Origin of the sequence: Lysinibacillus sp. NPDC097231 (assembly GCF_044761885.1) — a bacterium.
Classification (GTDB): domain Bacteria; phylum Bacillota; class Bacilli; order Bacillales_A; family Planococcaceae; genus Lysinibacillus.
Window position 1 is genome coordinate 50,802 of the sequence record NZ_JBIWDH010000027.1, and the last position, 15,167, is coordinate 65,968.

Sequence of the window (15,167 nt, forward strand, 5' to 3'; positions counted from 1 at the left end):
CGATAATAACAGCCATTCCGATACCCTGTGTTAATAGGGAAGAAAGCACTTCTGAAAATAATGCATAAAAAATGAAAAAAAATTTTAATTCTTAATATTGTTTTTTATCATTTTATTTTATATCATTAATTTACAGAAAATTTAGTCAATTGTGGGTGTGAGGTGATTATTTGATAGATGCTTATATGAATCACTTAGTGAGTAGCAAAAAAATTCCGGGTGCAGTGCTTATTATCCAACAGCAAAATAAACGTATACTGTCAAAAAGCTACGGAGCATATACAGCAGAGGATTGGAGTAAGCCAATCATTACGAACAATACTTTGTTTGATTTGGCATCATTAACAAAAATTATCGCAACATTGCCTGCTATTCTATTGATGATTAGTAGAAACAAGCTGAATTTGAAGGACTCGGTACAAGTCCATTTACCAGGTTTTAGATTTCCAGACATTACAGTTCAACACTTATTACAACATAGCTCTGGGCTACCGGCAGACTTAAAACCGCCTGTTAGAAGGCATCATCAGCGTGATATTATGCAGGAAGTTTTAGCATGTGATGTCATTGGACAGCCGAATGAGCGAGTACTATACAGTGATCTAGGTATGATTTTATTAGGAAAGATTATCGAAAATGTTGCAGGGCAGCCTTTTCAGAATTTTGTAGAGCAGGAGATTTTCAAACCGTGGGATATGCACCATACATGTTTTCGACTCCCCGAGCAGAAAAGGTGGCAGGCTGCAGCGACCGAATTGGTAGCGGGAAAATATGTGCAAGGAATTGTACATGATGAAAAAGCACTGTTATTAGAAGGTGTAGCTGGTAGTGCAGGGTTATTTTCATGTGCCGAGGACTTAGCAAAATATGCGGAGTATTGGCTAGGACTAACACAGCAATCTACCATACCATTTGAGTGGATGGAGCTGGCATATACGGAGACGTTAGGTAACAGAGGACTTGGCTTTGAAGTTTGGAATGGAGATCGTTCATTATTTTGTTTTGGTAGGGGGTGGACCGAAGGATCTTTTGGACATACAGGATTTACTGGCACAAGTATTTGGATGGACCCAGTAAATAAGGCTTTTGTCATTTTACTAACGAATGCCGTTCATTATGGGAGAAATACGAGTATGGGGGAAATTAGAGAAAAGCTTCATACGATGATTTATGAAAATCTAATAATTACATGAAGGGTGGATGGGTTGTTATGAAAAACATGAATAAATGGTTGTTTATGCTGCTTTTATTACTCGTTATAGCACTAGTAGGCTGTTCCTCAGATGAAAAACCTACAAGTTCAACAACACCTGATACGAATAATGAAGGAAGCGCGAAAGAGGTTTCCCTAACGATAGGGAGTTGGCGTACAGAAGATGTAGCAAAATATGAAAAAGTCATTGCTTTATTTAATGAAAAACATCCCGAAATTCATATATCATTTAACCCAACTAAAAACACAGAGTATAACACCGTGCTGAACACTGCATTACAAGCTGGAGAAGGCCCAGATATTTTTCATTTGCGTCCGTATGCTGCTGGATTAAAGCTTGCTGAGGCTGGCTACGTAGAGAAACTTAATGGATTAAATGGTTTGAATGTATATCCTGAAGATGCACTAAAAGCTTCAAGAGATGAAGAAGGTAATCAGTACGGTGTACCAATTAACTTGAGCTCAACACAATTCTTCTACAATAAAAAGATATTTAAAGATAATAACTTAGAAGTACCTACAACTTGGGATGAATTCATAGCATTAAATGATAAATTGCTAGAAAAAGGTATTACACCAATTGCAATGGGGACAAAAGAAGGCTGGTTATTGTCATTGCTGCACGGTATTGTAGGTCCTGCTATTTATGAGGGGAATGATTTTTACCAAGCAGTGCTTGCAGGAGAAAAGGACTTTACAGATCCTACATTTATAGAATCTATAAAAGTGATGAATGACTTGAAGAAATACTTCCCAGCAAATTCAGAAGGCTTAGGAATGGATGATATTCGCACATTATTTGCATTAGGTGATGCGGCTATGTTCCCGTTAGGGAGTTGGGAGATTCCAGTTGTGTTAGACATGAATCCGGATTTAGATTTAGGTTACTTCCCGATTCCTTCAAAAGCTGGTAACAAAACAGTGACAACTTGGGTAGATGGTTCATTTGCTATTAACGCAAATTCAAAAAATAAGGATGCTGCTAAAGCATTTTTAGAATTCTTAACAACAAAAGAGTTTGGAGAGCTATTTGTAAAGGAATTTTCAATGATTAGTGCAATTCCTGGGATTACATCTGACAATGCTTTGTTAAGTGACATTAGCAAATCGACGGAAAAAGAAGCTACACCTTACATGTGGGTAACAAACTTTACAGGTGGCGATCCGACAACAAAGAGTCTACTTGAAAGTGAGCTACAAGGGATGTACTTAGGTCAAGTAACACCAGAAGAGGTAGCAGCAAAAGTACAAGAAAATACCAAGTCATGGTTTAAACCATTTCAAAAATAAATCGGAGCTTCCTTGATAGGAGTGCCTATTTTACATCTTCAGATAAGTAGGAAAGTTCATTAGAAAATGATAACCATAAGCAATTTCGCCTTGGTGTAATTGTAGCTGTAACTATGCTTTCGCGCAGAAAACATTTGTAGCTGTTGCTTCACTTTCGCATAGTAAAGATTTGCTGAATGAAGATAGATGTATTGAGAATCATGACCATGACCCCACTAAAGCTTCGAAGGAAGGAGTTGGGGTCTTACTGTCTAAATTCCTCTAAAGGAGGTTGTCCAATGGTGAAAATAATTACGGCTGCACCGACTAAAAAGAAAAAAACTTGGGCAAAGTGGACCATTCATCTTTTTCCTATCCCTGCGCTAATTATTTATGGAATGTTTGTACTGTATCCTATCTTGGCAGCATTATCATATAGTTTTTTTGAATGGAAAGGGATGACAAGAGGAGACTTTATTGGGTTTAGGAATTTTGTGACATTGTTTACGACAGAGCCATATGGGTCAATGTTCTGGAATGCCTTCAACCATAATGTACTGTATTTTGTCTTACAAATGATTGTAATGAATGGGCTAGCCTTCTTCTTGGCGTTTATCATTTATCAAAAAATAAAAGGAGCAGAATTTTTTAAGGCTGCTTTCTTCTTACCGCGATTATTATCAGTGATTGTTGTAGGATTTTTATGGAAATTAATTTTGAATCCAAATTTCGGTACTTTAAATGTAATATTAGGGAAAATAGGTTTGGAAGGTTTGCAAAAGGCTTGGTTAGGTGACCCCAATACAGCATTAATCGCCATTATTTTAGTAAACTGTTGGTTTGGTCTGGGCTTTGGTGTCTTGATTTTCTTAGCAGGTTTTCAAGGTATTCCCCATGAATTGATTGAAGCGGCAAAATTAGATGGTGCTAAGGGCTTTACATTATTACGAACGATTTATCTACCATTAATGATTCCTTCAATTATGATTATGGGTGTTTTAACTTTTATTCAATCATTTGAAGCCTTTGAGCTTGTCTATGCAATGCAGGGCTCAATGGGAGAACCTTATTATTCTACAGACACATTGGCAGTGTTCTTCTATCGCTTGGCATTTGGTAGCTCAACAGCCTCTGGAGCGACAGCTATTGGTCTAGGGTCAGCGTTAGCAACTGTTTTATTCTTCTTTATATTAATTTGCACAACAGTATTTTTACGTTTTACGAGTAAAAAGGATGTACAGATGTAGGGGGGAGTATATGAAGCAAGGCACAATTTGGGCTCGACCGTTTTATTATATTGTGGTATTTGTAGTGGCGACGATCAGTTTATATCCAATTTTATTAATGATTTTATCGTCATTTAAGACGAGTTTGGAAATTTACAAAAATCCTTTGGGCTTACCGACCAGCTTTAGCTTAGATACTTACCGTACGTTATTGTCAAAAATTCCGTTTACAACCTATTTCATGAACAGCGTTTTTGTGAGTATTATATCTGTTATCTTAATAGTCGTTGTTTGTTCATTAGCATCCTTTTATATTGCGCGTTTTAAATTTTCATGGAATCATGCACTATTTTTCATTTTCCTATTAGGAATGATGATCCCGATCAAACTGGGGATTGTACCTCTTTTCATTTTAATGCGTGATTTAGGGCTTATTAATTCCTTATGGTCACTAATTTTAATGAATACTGCGACGGGCATTCCACTGACGATGCTAATATTAACAGGTTTCTTTAAAACGATGCCATATGAGCTAGAGGAGGCTGCTCGTATTGATGGGGCGGGAAATTTAAGGGTTCTTTGGCATGTCGTGTTGCCGTTAATGAGACCAGCACTGGGAACAGTGATTATCATTAATTTTATTGCCGCTTGGAATGATTTTTTCTTCCCGCTTATTTTCATTACAGATAAAATGAAGCGTACGATTCCTGTTGGGATGATGTCGCTGTTTGGGGAACATTCAGCAGACTGGGGTTCGCTTTTTGCAGGTTTAACACTTGCGTCATTACCAATGATACTTTTATTTTTCATTGCTTCTAAGCAATTTATGGAAGGGTTGACGGCTGGTGCCATTAAATAAACAATACATTATTGCTGTAGATGGTGGTGGAACGAAAACTTGTGCCGTTATAGGGACAAAAAATGGTGAAGTGCTTGCAGTTGTTGAGGGAGCAGGAGCAAATATCAAGTCAACTCCACCAGCAGAAGTACAACAGCAAATAAAAAAATTACTAACGGAGTTACTACAAAAAGTAGGGGCAACGAAGAAAGAAGTTTCGACTATTTTTTTATGTATGGCAGGTGGGGATCGTCAGGTAGATTTTGTACGCTGGCGTAGATGGATGGAATTATTCTTTTCATCTGAATACTGCAAGGTGCATGTTACAAATGATGCGGTCGCGGCACTTACTAGTGGTACATTTGCACATGAAGGGCTTGTCATTATTGCAGGAACTGGTTCTATTGTCTATTGTGTTCAAAAAAATAATCATATTAACCGAGTTGGTGGATGGGGCTATCTATTTGGGGATGAAGGTAGTGGCTACTATATTGGGCAAGAGGCATTACGTGTCGTTTCACAGCATTATGATGCATTTGGTCAAGATGGTGATGTACTTACAGAAGCTATCTTAAAGCAACTTGGGCTAAAAGATCCAACCGAAATGATTACAATGATCTATGAGCATCCACAACCACGCGCGTTGATAGCATCTACTGTACAGACTGTTTTACGGTTAGCTGAACAAGGCGATGAAACTGCCAAGGTCATTATAGAACGTGCCACAACCTGTTTAGTACAATTACTACTAACAATGTTTCAGAAAGAGCCGCAAGTCAAAAGCTTCCCTATTGTCACTTGCGGTGGTTTATTTAAAAGCAGTTATTTTGCTAATTGTTTTCAAGAAAAATTACAGCAAGCAACAATAGACAATCTACTCATTCGACCTGAAGTACCACCTGTTATAGGAGCATTTGTAAAGGGGCTTATCAGTGAGGGAGTTCTAATTACGGAGTCATTGCAGCGAATCGTAAAAGAATCATGGATGAGCAAAAATACGATGTAGTAGGAGGGATTAGACTTCGATGGAACGAATGACAAAACTGACAACAGAAGACTATCATCCAGAATCGGCAAATCTAGATTTAATGTCAATTGCTGAAATTGTGCAGTTGATGAATGAAGATAATGGAAAAATACCGCATGCCATTACAAAGGTGCTACCTGAAATTGAACAAGCAATTGAGGTAGTCGTTAATAAGATGAAGAGTGGAGGGAGATTATTTTATATAGGCGCAGGGACAAGTGGGCGTATAGGTTTATTAGATGCAGTGGAATGTCCACCAACGTTCAGTACATCACCAGCGCTCGTGCAAGCTATATTGGCAGGTGGTTCAGACGCAGTGATGGTCGCTATAGAGGGTGCAGAGGACGATCTAAATCTGGGAAAAGTGGAACTAGAGAAACAGCAGCTAAGTGCACAGGATGTTGTCATTGGAATAGCTGCAAGTGGTAGAACACCCTTTGTAAAAGGTGCGTTAGTATATGCGCGACAAATAGGTGCACAAACAATAAGTTTAACTAGTAATCCGCAATCTATCATTAGTGACTATGCAGATATTGCAATAGAAGTCATTACTGGCCCAGAAATTTTAACAGGCTCCACGAGATTAAAGGCTGCGACTGCTCATAAACAAATATTAAATATGATAACGACAACAACGATGATTAAGCTTGGAAAGGTCTATAAAAACTTAATGGTGGATGTCCATGCAAGTAATTTTAAATTACGTGAGCGTGCTAAAAAGATTGTCTGTGAGGCAACAAACGTATCCTATGAACAGGCAGAAGAAATATTAGAACAGACCAATTATCAAGTGAAGCTTGCTATTGTTATGTTACTCACTGACTCGACTTTAGATGAAGCAGAGACATTATTGAGTCAAACAGAGGGCCATGTGCGTACAGCCGTGGAGTTAAAGAAGGATTAACTAAAGGGGTGGGTGGAAATGTTTCCATTCACTTTTTCATCTTCGTTCAGTGGGTTCAAGCCCTACTGTAATATAGGGACTCCGTCTAAGAGACCACGTCCTGTGGCCATTTATCAGCGCGAAAGCGTAGTGCAAACGTAGCGGCAGCTACAATACATACAAAATAGAGTGCGGAGTTGATTGAAATGGAGAAAATAAATGCAGGATTGATTATGCTTGCAGAAATGCGAGAGAAGTTACCGCCATCTGAAAAGAAGGTGGCATCCTTTATTTTAGAGCATCCATCAAAGGCAATTAAAATGACAGCCGTTGAATTGGGAGAGGTGAGTAATACAAGCAGTGCAGCCGTCATTCGTTTATGTAAATCTTTAAATATCAGTGGTGTACAGGAGCTAAAGCTACGAATAGCTGGTGATTTGCAGCGAGAAAAAACAGATGATCGTGATATTGAACCAAACGAGCCGTTACAATCCATTGTTGAAAAGGTAACGACGCAAAGTAGTCAAATTTTAAGACAAACGGCAGATTTAATTGATGCAGTAGAGCTGAAACGAGCAGTGTCAGCCTTATCAAAGGCCAAAAGAATTTTCTTTTTTGGAGTCGGTGCGTCTGGTATTGCAGCAATGGATGCAGATCAGAAGTTTTTGCGAATAAATAAGAATAGTAAGGCGTTTATGGATTTACATTTAGGGGCTACAGCAGTTGTCAATGCAGAAGAGGGAGATGTGGTAGTAGGTATTTCATTTTCTGGTGAAACACATGAGGTTGCTAAAATCCTTGAGATTGCTCGTGATACACCTGCAACGACGATCAGTTTAACTCGCTATGGTAGTTCACTTGTGTCAAGCTTAGCAGATATTTGTTTATACACGTCACCGAATGTAGAAGCAACCTTTAGAAGCGGAGCGACTTCCTCGCGTCTTGCACAACTTCATGTGATTGATATTTTATTTATGTGTGTAGCAACGAGTGACTATGAGCAGACAATTGATTTTCTGGATGCAACACGTACAGCAATTCAAGGGCTTCATAAGAAGGTTAATACACGAAAGAAATAGTAGAGAAAAATGCTTCATCAAAACAGGAGGAAAGTGGTGGTCAATTAGGCAATGCACAAATCGTGGCATTGCCTAAGTTCTTTTTTCTATAACCTATGCTTGCCTACAGTCACTACACTTACAAACGCTTAAATACGTTCTTCCGTTTGGGGATCGAAGAAGTGTATCTTTTCTTCTTTCATTGCTAATGTCACCACATCGGCTGGATGTAGATTAGTATCAGCATTGACACGGGCAATGAATGTTTGATTGGCTAATGAAGAATAGAGGAAAGTTTCTGCACCGAGTAGTTCAGCAACTTCAACTGTTGCATTGAAAGTGTACGGGGAATCGGCAGTTGTCATTTGCAAATCTTCGGGACGAATACCTAGAACAATGTCTTTGCCTAAATAATTTTTTTCTTTCAATATTGCTAAATATGTTGGGGGGATCGGAAAACTATACTCTCCTAGGATTACAGTTGTATCTGTTAAATGTCCTTGAAAAAGATTCATAGAAGGAGAGCCGATAAAGCCTGCCACAAACATATTTTGCGGCGTATCATACACTTCCTTGGGAGCGCCAATTTGTTGAATAAGACCATCCTTCATGACAACAAGGCGAGTAGCCATAGTCATTGCTTCTGTTTGGTCATGTGTAACGTAAATAGTTGTCGTTTGAATACGTTGATGCAGCTTCTGAATTTCGGCTCGCATTTGTACACGTAGCTTGGCATCTAAATTGGAGAGTGGCTCATCCATTAAAAAAACTTTGGCATCACGTACTATAGCGCGACCGAGAGCTACTCGCTGACGTTGTCCACCAGATAACGCTTTGGGCTTCCTTTTTAAGTAATCCTCTAAACCTAATACTTTAGCGGCTTCTCTCACTCGTCGATCAATTTCCTTTTTATCAACCTTACGTAGTTTTAAGCTAAATGCCATATTATCATAGACGGACATATGAGGATATAATGCGTAACTCTGGAATACCATAGCTATACTTCGATCTTTTGACTCCACATCATTCATTAGTACATCGTCTATATAAAATTCTCCCTTTGAAATATCCTCTAGGCCTGCAATCATCCGTAATGTTGTTGTTTTTCCACAGCCAGATGGACCTACAAAAACGATAAATTCCTTATCACGGATATGCAGATTAAAATCAGTCACCGCCTGTACATTTTTATCGTAAATTTTATAAATATGCTCTAATCGCAATTCTGCCATACACTACGCCCCTTTGTAAGTGATACATTCATTGTAAATAACTATAGGGTTTTGGTATAGGTAAATGCTGCACAGTATTTAAATTGTAAATTGTGCAGCGTGACTTATAACGACTCTAAAAAGGAGATAGCAAGAAATACCTCAAGCCTATGTTCGAATTGCCGAATATCCTTATGAGTAAGTTGCTGAAATTTGTCCAGACGATTTTGTAGTGTATTACGGTGCAAGAACATTTTCTTAGCAGCAAGTGTTATATTACCTTCATATTCAAGTAATTGTTTTATTGTATGTACTAAATCTGGATGTGAGGTTGCTTCTTTTAAAATAGAAGTAATAAAGAAATCTTTCTCTTGTATGCTAAGTTGCTGTGATAAATACGGCACTAATAGCTCTTGCTGTGTGAGTACATGCTTAGATGTATGAGACCAAAGTGATTGCTGCACGTCAACTAGCCAGTTAAATCGCTTTTTTGTCATCGCAATGTCTGGTGTTACATCAGAAACAAAAATTTTAAAGTTGGTCTCTAAATCTTCACGTAACAAATCAATGTAATGAGAAAAATTTAGTAATTCATCGTTTTCTATGCATTCAATAATGGCAAATAAATGATGATTTAATGATATGAGTATAATGTCTTTCCCGAGTAATGCTTCAAAGGCCGTTCGAAGTAAATTAGCTGCAGTAAAAGCTTTATCAAAATGAAGAAACAGAATGCGGTGTTCATGGATAGCAGTTGGAGGCTCATTTGTTTGATCTGTTAAATAATCAAACCAAGCCGTATCAAAGTAATTTGGAAGTGTAATTGGTCCGGAGAAAATACGTAAAAGCTCTAGCTCATTTTGTGTAATTGTATGTTTTGGAATTTCAAAAAGTTGATGGTCAAAATTAAACAGATAGCCTTCTGTTTTATTACCTGTAAAAGGTCTTAATAATGGAAAGCGCTGTTGCAATTTTTGATAGTCCATGAATGCCACATCCCTTGTTAATAATCGGAATAGAAACTCACAACAAATCATGCAATTTTGTTTTAAGTATATATTTTTCGGAAAATGATAGCAATATAGGGTAAACAAAATAAAATTATAATTTCAGCCATTGGACAAACAACAGCACGGAAACTAGCGAAAGTGAAAAGGCGGATGAATTCTAAAATCATCCAAACCTTTTACGCTAACGTCCGTGCTATATTTGATGCTATGCATCCTTTTTAAATAATGCACCAGGCCAAAACGCATATTTACCCACAACAGTCGTAATAGCTGGCACAAGCAATGGACGCACAATGAAAGTATCAAGAAGCACGCCAATTGCCGTAACGACACCAAACTGAACAAGTACTTGAATAGGTAGGGTTGTAAGGACAGCAAATGTTCCAGCTAAAATAAGACCAGCAGATGTGATGACACTTCCTGTTCGCACGACTCCTTCTTCAACAGCCGTTAAATGATCGACTGTTCTCCGCTTTTTCCAAACTTCGGAAATCATGAAAATATTATAATCTTCTCCAAGTGCCACTAAAAATACAAACGCATATAGTGGGATTGCTCCTGAAATGGCTTCTGCCCCCATTCCATAATGTAAAATTAGCCATCCTGCACCAAGTGCCCCCAAATAAGAAATAATAACAGTCGCTAATAAATAAACAGTGGCAGTAATTGAACGTAGATAGATAAATAATAATAAAGCAATTAAAGCAATCATTGTTGGCATGATAACAGTCTCATCACGTATAGTTATTTGCTGTGTGTCATATTGGCTGGCTGTCTCTCCACCAATCCAGACATGTTCGTTTGCATCTTTAATGCCTTTAGCTTCAAGCATTTTTGTAACTTCTGTCTTGAGTTCAGGGATATGCGCTAAAGATTCCTTGGCATAAGGATTTTCATTTAAAGATAGTTCATACAATTGAATGGAATTGTTTTTCTCTCCAATTTGGACATCTGCAACACTATCAATATAGGAAATTGCACTTAATGGCTGTTGCAAATCCATGTCTTTACCCTCTGTGTCAATGACAATTTGAACAGGTGCTAGTTCACCAGCTGAGAAGTTTTCTTCTATTAAAATAAAGCCTTCGCGTGACGGCATATTCTCGGGGAATGATGATAATAAATCAAAGGTATACTGAATACGCGGTACGAATGTTGCTAATCCACCGAGCAACAGTAAAGTGACAACTATAACAATCCATGGTTTATGAGTCACAAAACGCCCAATTTTATGACTCGTTTTATGAGACGGTTTATGCTGTTTTTTACCTTTTTTATTAGCCATCTCCTCAGTTCTTGGTATGAATGGAAAAAAGGCGACGCGTCCGATCATGACAAGAATTGCTGGAAGGACCACAAGCGCCGCAATTCCCATCACTAGTACCCCAAAGCTAAATGGAACTGCAAAGCGTTGGAATGCACCATAATGAGCCAAACTAAGAGTAGCTAGACCGATAACAACTGTCAAAGCACTCATCATAATTGCACCGCCAGATTCTTTTACAGCAAGCTTCATGGCAGTAGATTTATCTTCAATATCGAATAGTATCTCTCGGTACTTAGATATTAAAAATAAACAATAGTCTGTTCCTGCTCCAAAGAGTAAAACGGTCATTATGGAAACAGCCTGCGAATCTTTTTCTATCCATCCATGATTAGCAAAGAAGCCAAGCGTTGGACTTATGATACCGTAAGCAAGACCTACAACGATTAAAGGAATAATCGCTAATAATGGTGATCGATAAATAATAATTAGCAACACTAAAACAAGGAGTACTGTCGCCATTAATAATTTCACATCAGCCTGAGAAAAAAGGCTGACAGCATCTGTTGCGATACCTACTGGTCCAGAATATCGCACATGAAGCACATCGTTAGCCAAGTCTTTATCTAGTTGAACATTAAACTTTTTCATCGTTTTCGTTAATGTTTCTAAACTATCTCGCAATGCATCAGTAGCTACTCCTTTTTCAAAGAAAACTGGCGTTACGATTGTTGTGCCGTTTTCTGATGTAGATGCCTCAAAAGCTTGTGGTGGCATTTTATCAAAAGGGGGAATAAGCGTTTGATGTGCTAAAGGTTTGGTTGTAAGTTCTCCATAAACCTTTTGGATGGCAACATAATCGTCTGTCGTTAGGCCACTTTCCCGATGCCAAACAAGTAATAATGGTGTACCAGCATCATTTGGGAATTGTTCAGCAATGATGGCTGCTGCTAGCTCAGACATTTCGCTTTCGGGTAGATTTTTACCGGACTCACTCTTAATACTATTAATTTGTGGCCAAGCCAACGATAGTACAACAACAAGTAAAGCCCAAAAAGTAAGAGCTAATAAGCTACCTTGTTTACTCGCTACTATTGAACCCCATTGTTCAAGTGGATGTTTTTTCATCACAGGTCCTCCATTTCATGTAAGTAATATTAATTATATATACTAGAAGGTTAATTAATCAATTGAGAATAATTGATATGTTATACTATGACTAAAAAGAATGCTTTATAAGGAGGCGAACTTATTGAAACAATCGCCGCGGCGTGTTCTCGGAAGACCTCGCCATGATGATAATGCGAAACCGACAAAAGATATTGTCCTTGAAACAGCAACAAAGCTCTTTATAAAAGAGGGTTACAAAAATATATCGATGGATGATGTAGCAAAAGCTTGTAACGTGACAAAGGCCACGATCTATTACTATTACCCGACTAAAGGAGATTTATATACATCCTCATTAATTGCAATGATGAATAGAATTAGGTTATCTATTTTACGAATTTTAGAGCAACCAAGACCATTTAAAGAGCGCTTAGAGCAACTCGCTGACGTTCATTTATCAGCCACTTTAGATATTGATATGAAAAACTTTATGAGAGAAGCGACGATTAATTTATCAGAATCCCAGTTAAAAGAAGTGCATGTGGCAGAACAAGAAATGTATAGAACGGTAGAACAGGCGATGTGGTCGGAAATGGAGAGAGGTACGATTCGTAAAGGAGACGCAACCTTTTTTGCACATGCTTTTATGGCGCTGCTGTCTGTAGGTTATTTTAAAGATGGAGAGGGGATTAGGTTATTTCAAACAACAGATATGGCTGCGAAGGAGATTGTAGACTTCTTCTGGCAATCTGTCGCATACTAATTTATCTGTAATGAAATAAAATAAGAATTCCTTCATTAAGTATACAGAACACTTATTAAGGGCAAATTTATTATTTAACATAAAATATTTTATAGGGACCGTATTAAGTTGTAAATGAAGAGTATTGTATATTTTAACAGAATAGACAAAAAGCAGACCTAAATAAAATGAATAGTTGACAAAAACAATGAATTTTGAAAAGATTGTCGAAATTGTGATTTAGCTCATTGAAATAATGTGCAAACAGTCTTATAATGGAGTTTGTAATGTCACCAAGACAAGATAAGGATGGAATTATGATGCGCTTTTTGCAAAATGAAGTTTACATTGTAATAACAAGTCATACGAATTACTGTCCAGCCCTTGAGACTGGTGATTGTGTAAGATATACGCGCTGTAACGACTGTTAAGAAGTAACTTAATGGTCTTTTTTACATGTAAGTAATATAAAAATAGTAATAGTGATGGCAAAGGAGAGTTCAAAATGTCAGAAACGAATAACCAAACACAGTCTGAACAATTAACTGTGAGTCAAGAACAACTGGATGTGCTAGATCAATTATTAAAGCCTGAGGTTCAAGAGTCACTTACAACTTTAGTTGAGCAATTACCAAAGTTAACTGAAATGATGACGCTATTAACAAAATCGTATGAGTTTGCTCAAGCTGTTGCAACTGACGAAGTACTTAAAAATGATACTGTTGGTGCTGTAACAGAAATGGCAGGCCCAGTAGTAGGATCAGCTAAAAACCTTGCAGCTACTGCAATTGAAGCGAAAGATCGTGCTTCTGAAAGCCAAGAAGTAATTGGTTTATTCGGTCTTATGAAAATGTTAAAAGACCCACAAGTTCAAGGTGTTTTCCGTTTTGTTAATGCTTTCTTACAAGTAAACGCTGAACGCAAAGCTAAATAAGACTCGACTCGAGATATATTCGAAACGTAAGGACGGAGGATTAATTAATCATGTCAAAAGAAATCGTCATCTTAGGTGCTGGTTACGCTGGCGTTTTAACTGCATTAACAGCACGTAAGTATCTATCAGCTGATGAAGCTAAAATTACTGTCGTAAACCAATTCCCAACACACCAAATCATCACTGAACTTCACCGTTTAGCTGGTGGTACTATTGCAGAAGGTGCTGTTGCTTTACCACTTAAAAAAATCTTTAAAGGTTTAGATATTGATCTACAAATTGCTAAAGTAACAAAATTCAATGTAGACACTAAAAAAGTTGATCTAGACAATGGATATACTTTAGATTACGATACTTTGGTAGTATCTTTAGGTAGCCAAACTGGATTCTTCGGTATCCCTGGATTAGAAGAAAACTCAATGGTACTTAAATCAGTGAACGAAGCAAACAAAATTAACAAACATATCGAAGATCGTATTAAAGCATATGCACAAACAAAAAATGAAGCAGATGCGACGATTGTTATCGGCGGTGGCGGTTTAACAGGTGTAGAGCTTGTTGGTGAAATCGTGGACAACTTCCCGAAAATCGCAGCAAAACACGGTGTTAACTTTGCTGATCTTAAAATCAAACTTGTTGAAGCTGGTCCGAAAATCTTACCAGTACTTCCAGATGCTCTTATCCAACGTGCTACTGAAAGCTTAACAAAACGTGGCGTTGAATTCATCACTGGTACTCCAGTAACAGGTGTCGATGGTAATGTTATCTCTCTTAAAGATCGCGAACCAATCGTTGCCAATACACTTATTTGGACTGGTGGGGTAGCTCCACTTCCAATCGTAGGCGAGTCTGGTCTTGCAGCAGATCGTGGTAAAGCTACGATTAACGAGTTCTTACAATCTACATCTCATAATGATGTATTCGTAATTGGTGATGCATCTGTGGCATTACCAGCTGATGGTGGACGTCCGCTATATGCACCAACTGCTCAAGTTGCATGGCAAATGGGTGAGTGCGCTGGCTACAACCTATTCGCACAATACAAAAACCAAGAGATGAAACCTTTCTCTGCAATTAACTCTGGTACACTTGCAAGCTTAGGTCGTAAAGACGCTGTTGCGACTATCGGTGCTAGCAACACAGAGCTTAAAGGTCTTCCTGCAACACTTATGAAAGAAGCGTCTAACATTCGCTATCTTACACACATCAAAGCGCTATTCGGCTTAGCGTACTAATATTTTAAGAGGCTGGGACAAAAAGAAAAATGTTAGACCGATTTTATTTCGGCCTAACATTTTTTTGATTTAGGAAGGAACACTCTACTCATTGAAGCGAAAAAGTTATTATCTATTTTCGCTATTTTTTAAAATAATCGAGTTCTG

At 37.9% G+C, this 15,167-nt stretch carries 13 protein-coding genes; 10 read left to right on the forward strand and 3 right to left on the reverse strand.

What is annotated here, in order from left to right; genetic code table 11:
* Window positions 1–185 precede the first annotated feature (185 nt).
* The 7 genes from ACIQXF_RS15995 to ACIQXF_RS16025 all read left to right on the forward strand — a co-directional run bounded on the left by ACIQXF_RS15995 (window position 186) and on the right by ACIQXF_RS16025 (window position 7,535).
* Complete coding sequence (locus ACIQXF_RS15995) at window positions 186–1,193, forward strand: serine hydrolase domain-containing protein (RefSeq protein WP_402784476.1); 1,008 nt, start codon at window positions 186–188, stop codon at window positions 1,191–1,193.
* 17 nt (window positions 1,194–1,210) lie between these two features.
* Window positions 1,211–2,503 (forward strand): ABC transporter substrate-binding protein, encoded by a 1,293-nt coding sequence (locus tag ACIQXF_RS16000; RefSeq protein WP_402784438.1) that lies wholly within the window; start codon window positions 1,211–1,213, stop codon window positions 2,501–2,503.
* Window positions 2,504–2,781: 278 nt separating this feature from the next.
* Window positions 2,782–3,729 (forward strand): carbohydrate ABC transporter permease, encoded by a 948-nt coding sequence (locus ACIQXF_RS16005; protein WP_402784441.1) that lies wholly within the window; start codon window positions 2,782–2,784, stop codon window positions 3,727–3,729.
* A 10-nt stretch (window positions 3,730–3,739) separates the two neighbouring features.
* Window positions 3,740–4,567, forward strand: coding sequence for a carbohydrate ABC transporter permease (locus tag ACIQXF_RS16010; protein ID WP_402784443.1), 828 nt, complete (start codon window positions 3,740–3,742; stop codon window positions 4,565–4,567).
* Window positions 4,554–5,552 carry an N-acetylglucosamine kinase gene (locus ACIQXF_RS16015; RefSeq protein WP_402784446.1) on the forward strand — a complete coding sequence of 333 codons (999 nt, stop codon included), beginning with the start codon at window positions 4,554–4,556 and terminating at the stop codon, window positions 5,550–5,552. The genes ACIQXF_RS16010 and ACIQXF_RS16015 overlap by 14 nt, the downstream gene beginning before the upstream one ends.
* Before the next feature lie 19 nt (window positions 5,553–5,571).
* On the forward strand, window positions 5,572–6,477 hold the full coding sequence (murQ, locus tag ACIQXF_RS16020; RefSeq protein WP_402784449.1) for an N-acetylmuramic acid 6-phosphate etherase: 906 nt from the start codon (window positions 5,572–5,574) through the stop codon (window positions 6,475–6,477).
* Window positions 6,478–6,662: 185 nt separating this feature from the next.
* Complete coding sequence (locus ACIQXF_RS16025) at window positions 6,663–7,535, forward strand: MurR/RpiR family transcriptional regulator (RefSeq protein WP_402784452.1); 873 nt, start codon at window positions 6,663–6,665, stop codon at window positions 7,533–7,535.
* Between the two features lie 128 nt (window positions 7,536–7,663).
* On the opposite strand, the gene ACIQXF_RS16030 is transcribed toward ACIQXF_RS16025, so the two are convergent.
* The 3 genes from ACIQXF_RS16030 to ACIQXF_RS16040 form a co-directional block, all read right to left on the reverse strand.
* A complete protein-coding gene (locus tag ACIQXF_RS16030) occupies window positions 7,664–8,746 on the reverse strand; it encodes an ABC transporter ATP-binding protein (protein WP_402784455.1) in 1,083 nt (360 codons plus the stop codon).
* Window positions 8,747–8,850: 104 nt separating this feature from the next.
* On the reverse strand, window positions 8,851–9,711 hold the full coding sequence (locus ACIQXF_RS16035; protein WP_402784458.1) for a PucR family transcriptional regulator: 861 nt from the start codon (window positions 9,709–9,711) through the stop codon (window positions 8,851–8,853).
* Between the two features lie 229 nt (window positions 9,712–9,940).
* Entirely contained in the window at window positions 9,941–12,127 is a 2,187-nt protein-coding gene (locus ACIQXF_RS16040) for an MMPL family transporter (RefSeq protein WP_402784461.1), read from the reverse strand.
* A gap of 124 nt (window positions 12,128–12,251) precedes the next feature.
* Here ACIQXF_RS16040 and ACIQXF_RS16045 point away from each other — a divergent pair, with 124 nt between their 5' ends.
* From ACIQXF_RS16045 to ACIQXF_RS16055, 3 genes are all read left to right on the forward strand, one after another.
* A complete protein-coding gene (locus ACIQXF_RS16045) occupies window positions 12,252–12,872 on the forward strand; it encodes a TetR/AcrR family transcriptional regulator (protein WP_402784464.1) in 621 nt (206 codons plus the stop codon).
* 484 nt (window positions 12,873–13,356) lie between these two features.
* Entirely contained in the window at window positions 13,357–13,785 is a 429-nt protein-coding gene (locus ACIQXF_RS16050) for a helical membrane plugin domain-containing protein (protein ID WP_402784467.1), read from the forward strand.
* Between the two features lie 50 nt (window positions 13,786–13,835).
* On the forward strand, window positions 13,836–15,020 hold the full coding sequence (locus ACIQXF_RS16055; RefSeq protein WP_402784470.1) for an NAD(P)/FAD-dependent oxidoreductase: 1,185 nt from the start codon (window positions 13,836–13,838) through the stop codon (window positions 15,018–15,020).
* Window positions 15,021–15,167 lie beyond the last annotated feature (147 nt).

Coding starts and splice junctions, on each gene's coding strand:
- ACIQXF_RS16005 (WP_402784441.1), top strand. CDS start 2,782: ATGGTGAAAATAATTACGGCTGCACCGACTAAAAAGAAAAAAACTTGG.
- ACIQXF_RS16010 (WP_402784443.1), top strand. CDS start 3,740: ATGAAGCAAGGCACAATTTGGGCTCGACCGTTTTATTATATTGTGGTA.
- ACIQXF_RS16000 (WP_402784438.1), top strand. CDS start 1,211: ATGAAAAACATGAATAAATGGTTGTTTATGCTGCTTTTATTACTCGTT.
- murQ (WP_402784449.1), top strand. CDS start 5,572: ATGGAACGAATGACAAAACTGACAACAGAAGACTATCATCCAGAATCG.
- ACIQXF_RS16050 (WP_402784467.1), top strand. CDS start 13,357: ATGTCAGAAACGAATAACCAAACACAGTCTGAACAATTAACTGTGAGT.
- ACIQXF_RS16025 (WP_402784452.1), top strand. CDS start 6,663: ATGGAGAAAATAAATGCAGGATTGATTATGCTTGCAGAAATGCGAGAG.
- ACIQXF_RS16030 (WP_402784455.1), bottom strand. CDS start 8,746: ATGGCAGAATTGCGATTAGAGCATATTTATAAAATTTACGATAAAAAT.
- ACIQXF_RS16055 (WP_402784470.1), top strand. CDS start 13,836: ATGTCAAAAGAAATCGTCATCTTAGGTGCTGGTTACGCTGGCGTTTTA.
- ACIQXF_RS15995 (WP_402784476.1), top strand. CDS start 186: ATGAATCACTTAGTGAGTAGCAAAAAAATTCCGGGTGCAGTGCTTATT.
- ACIQXF_RS16040 (WP_402784461.1), bottom strand. CDS start 12,127: ATGAAAAAACATCCACTTGAACAATGGGGTTCAATAGTAGCGAGTAAA.
- ACIQXF_RS16035 (WP_402784458.1), bottom strand. CDS start 9,711: ATGGACTATCAAAAATTGCAACAGCGCTTTCCATTATTAAGACCTTTT.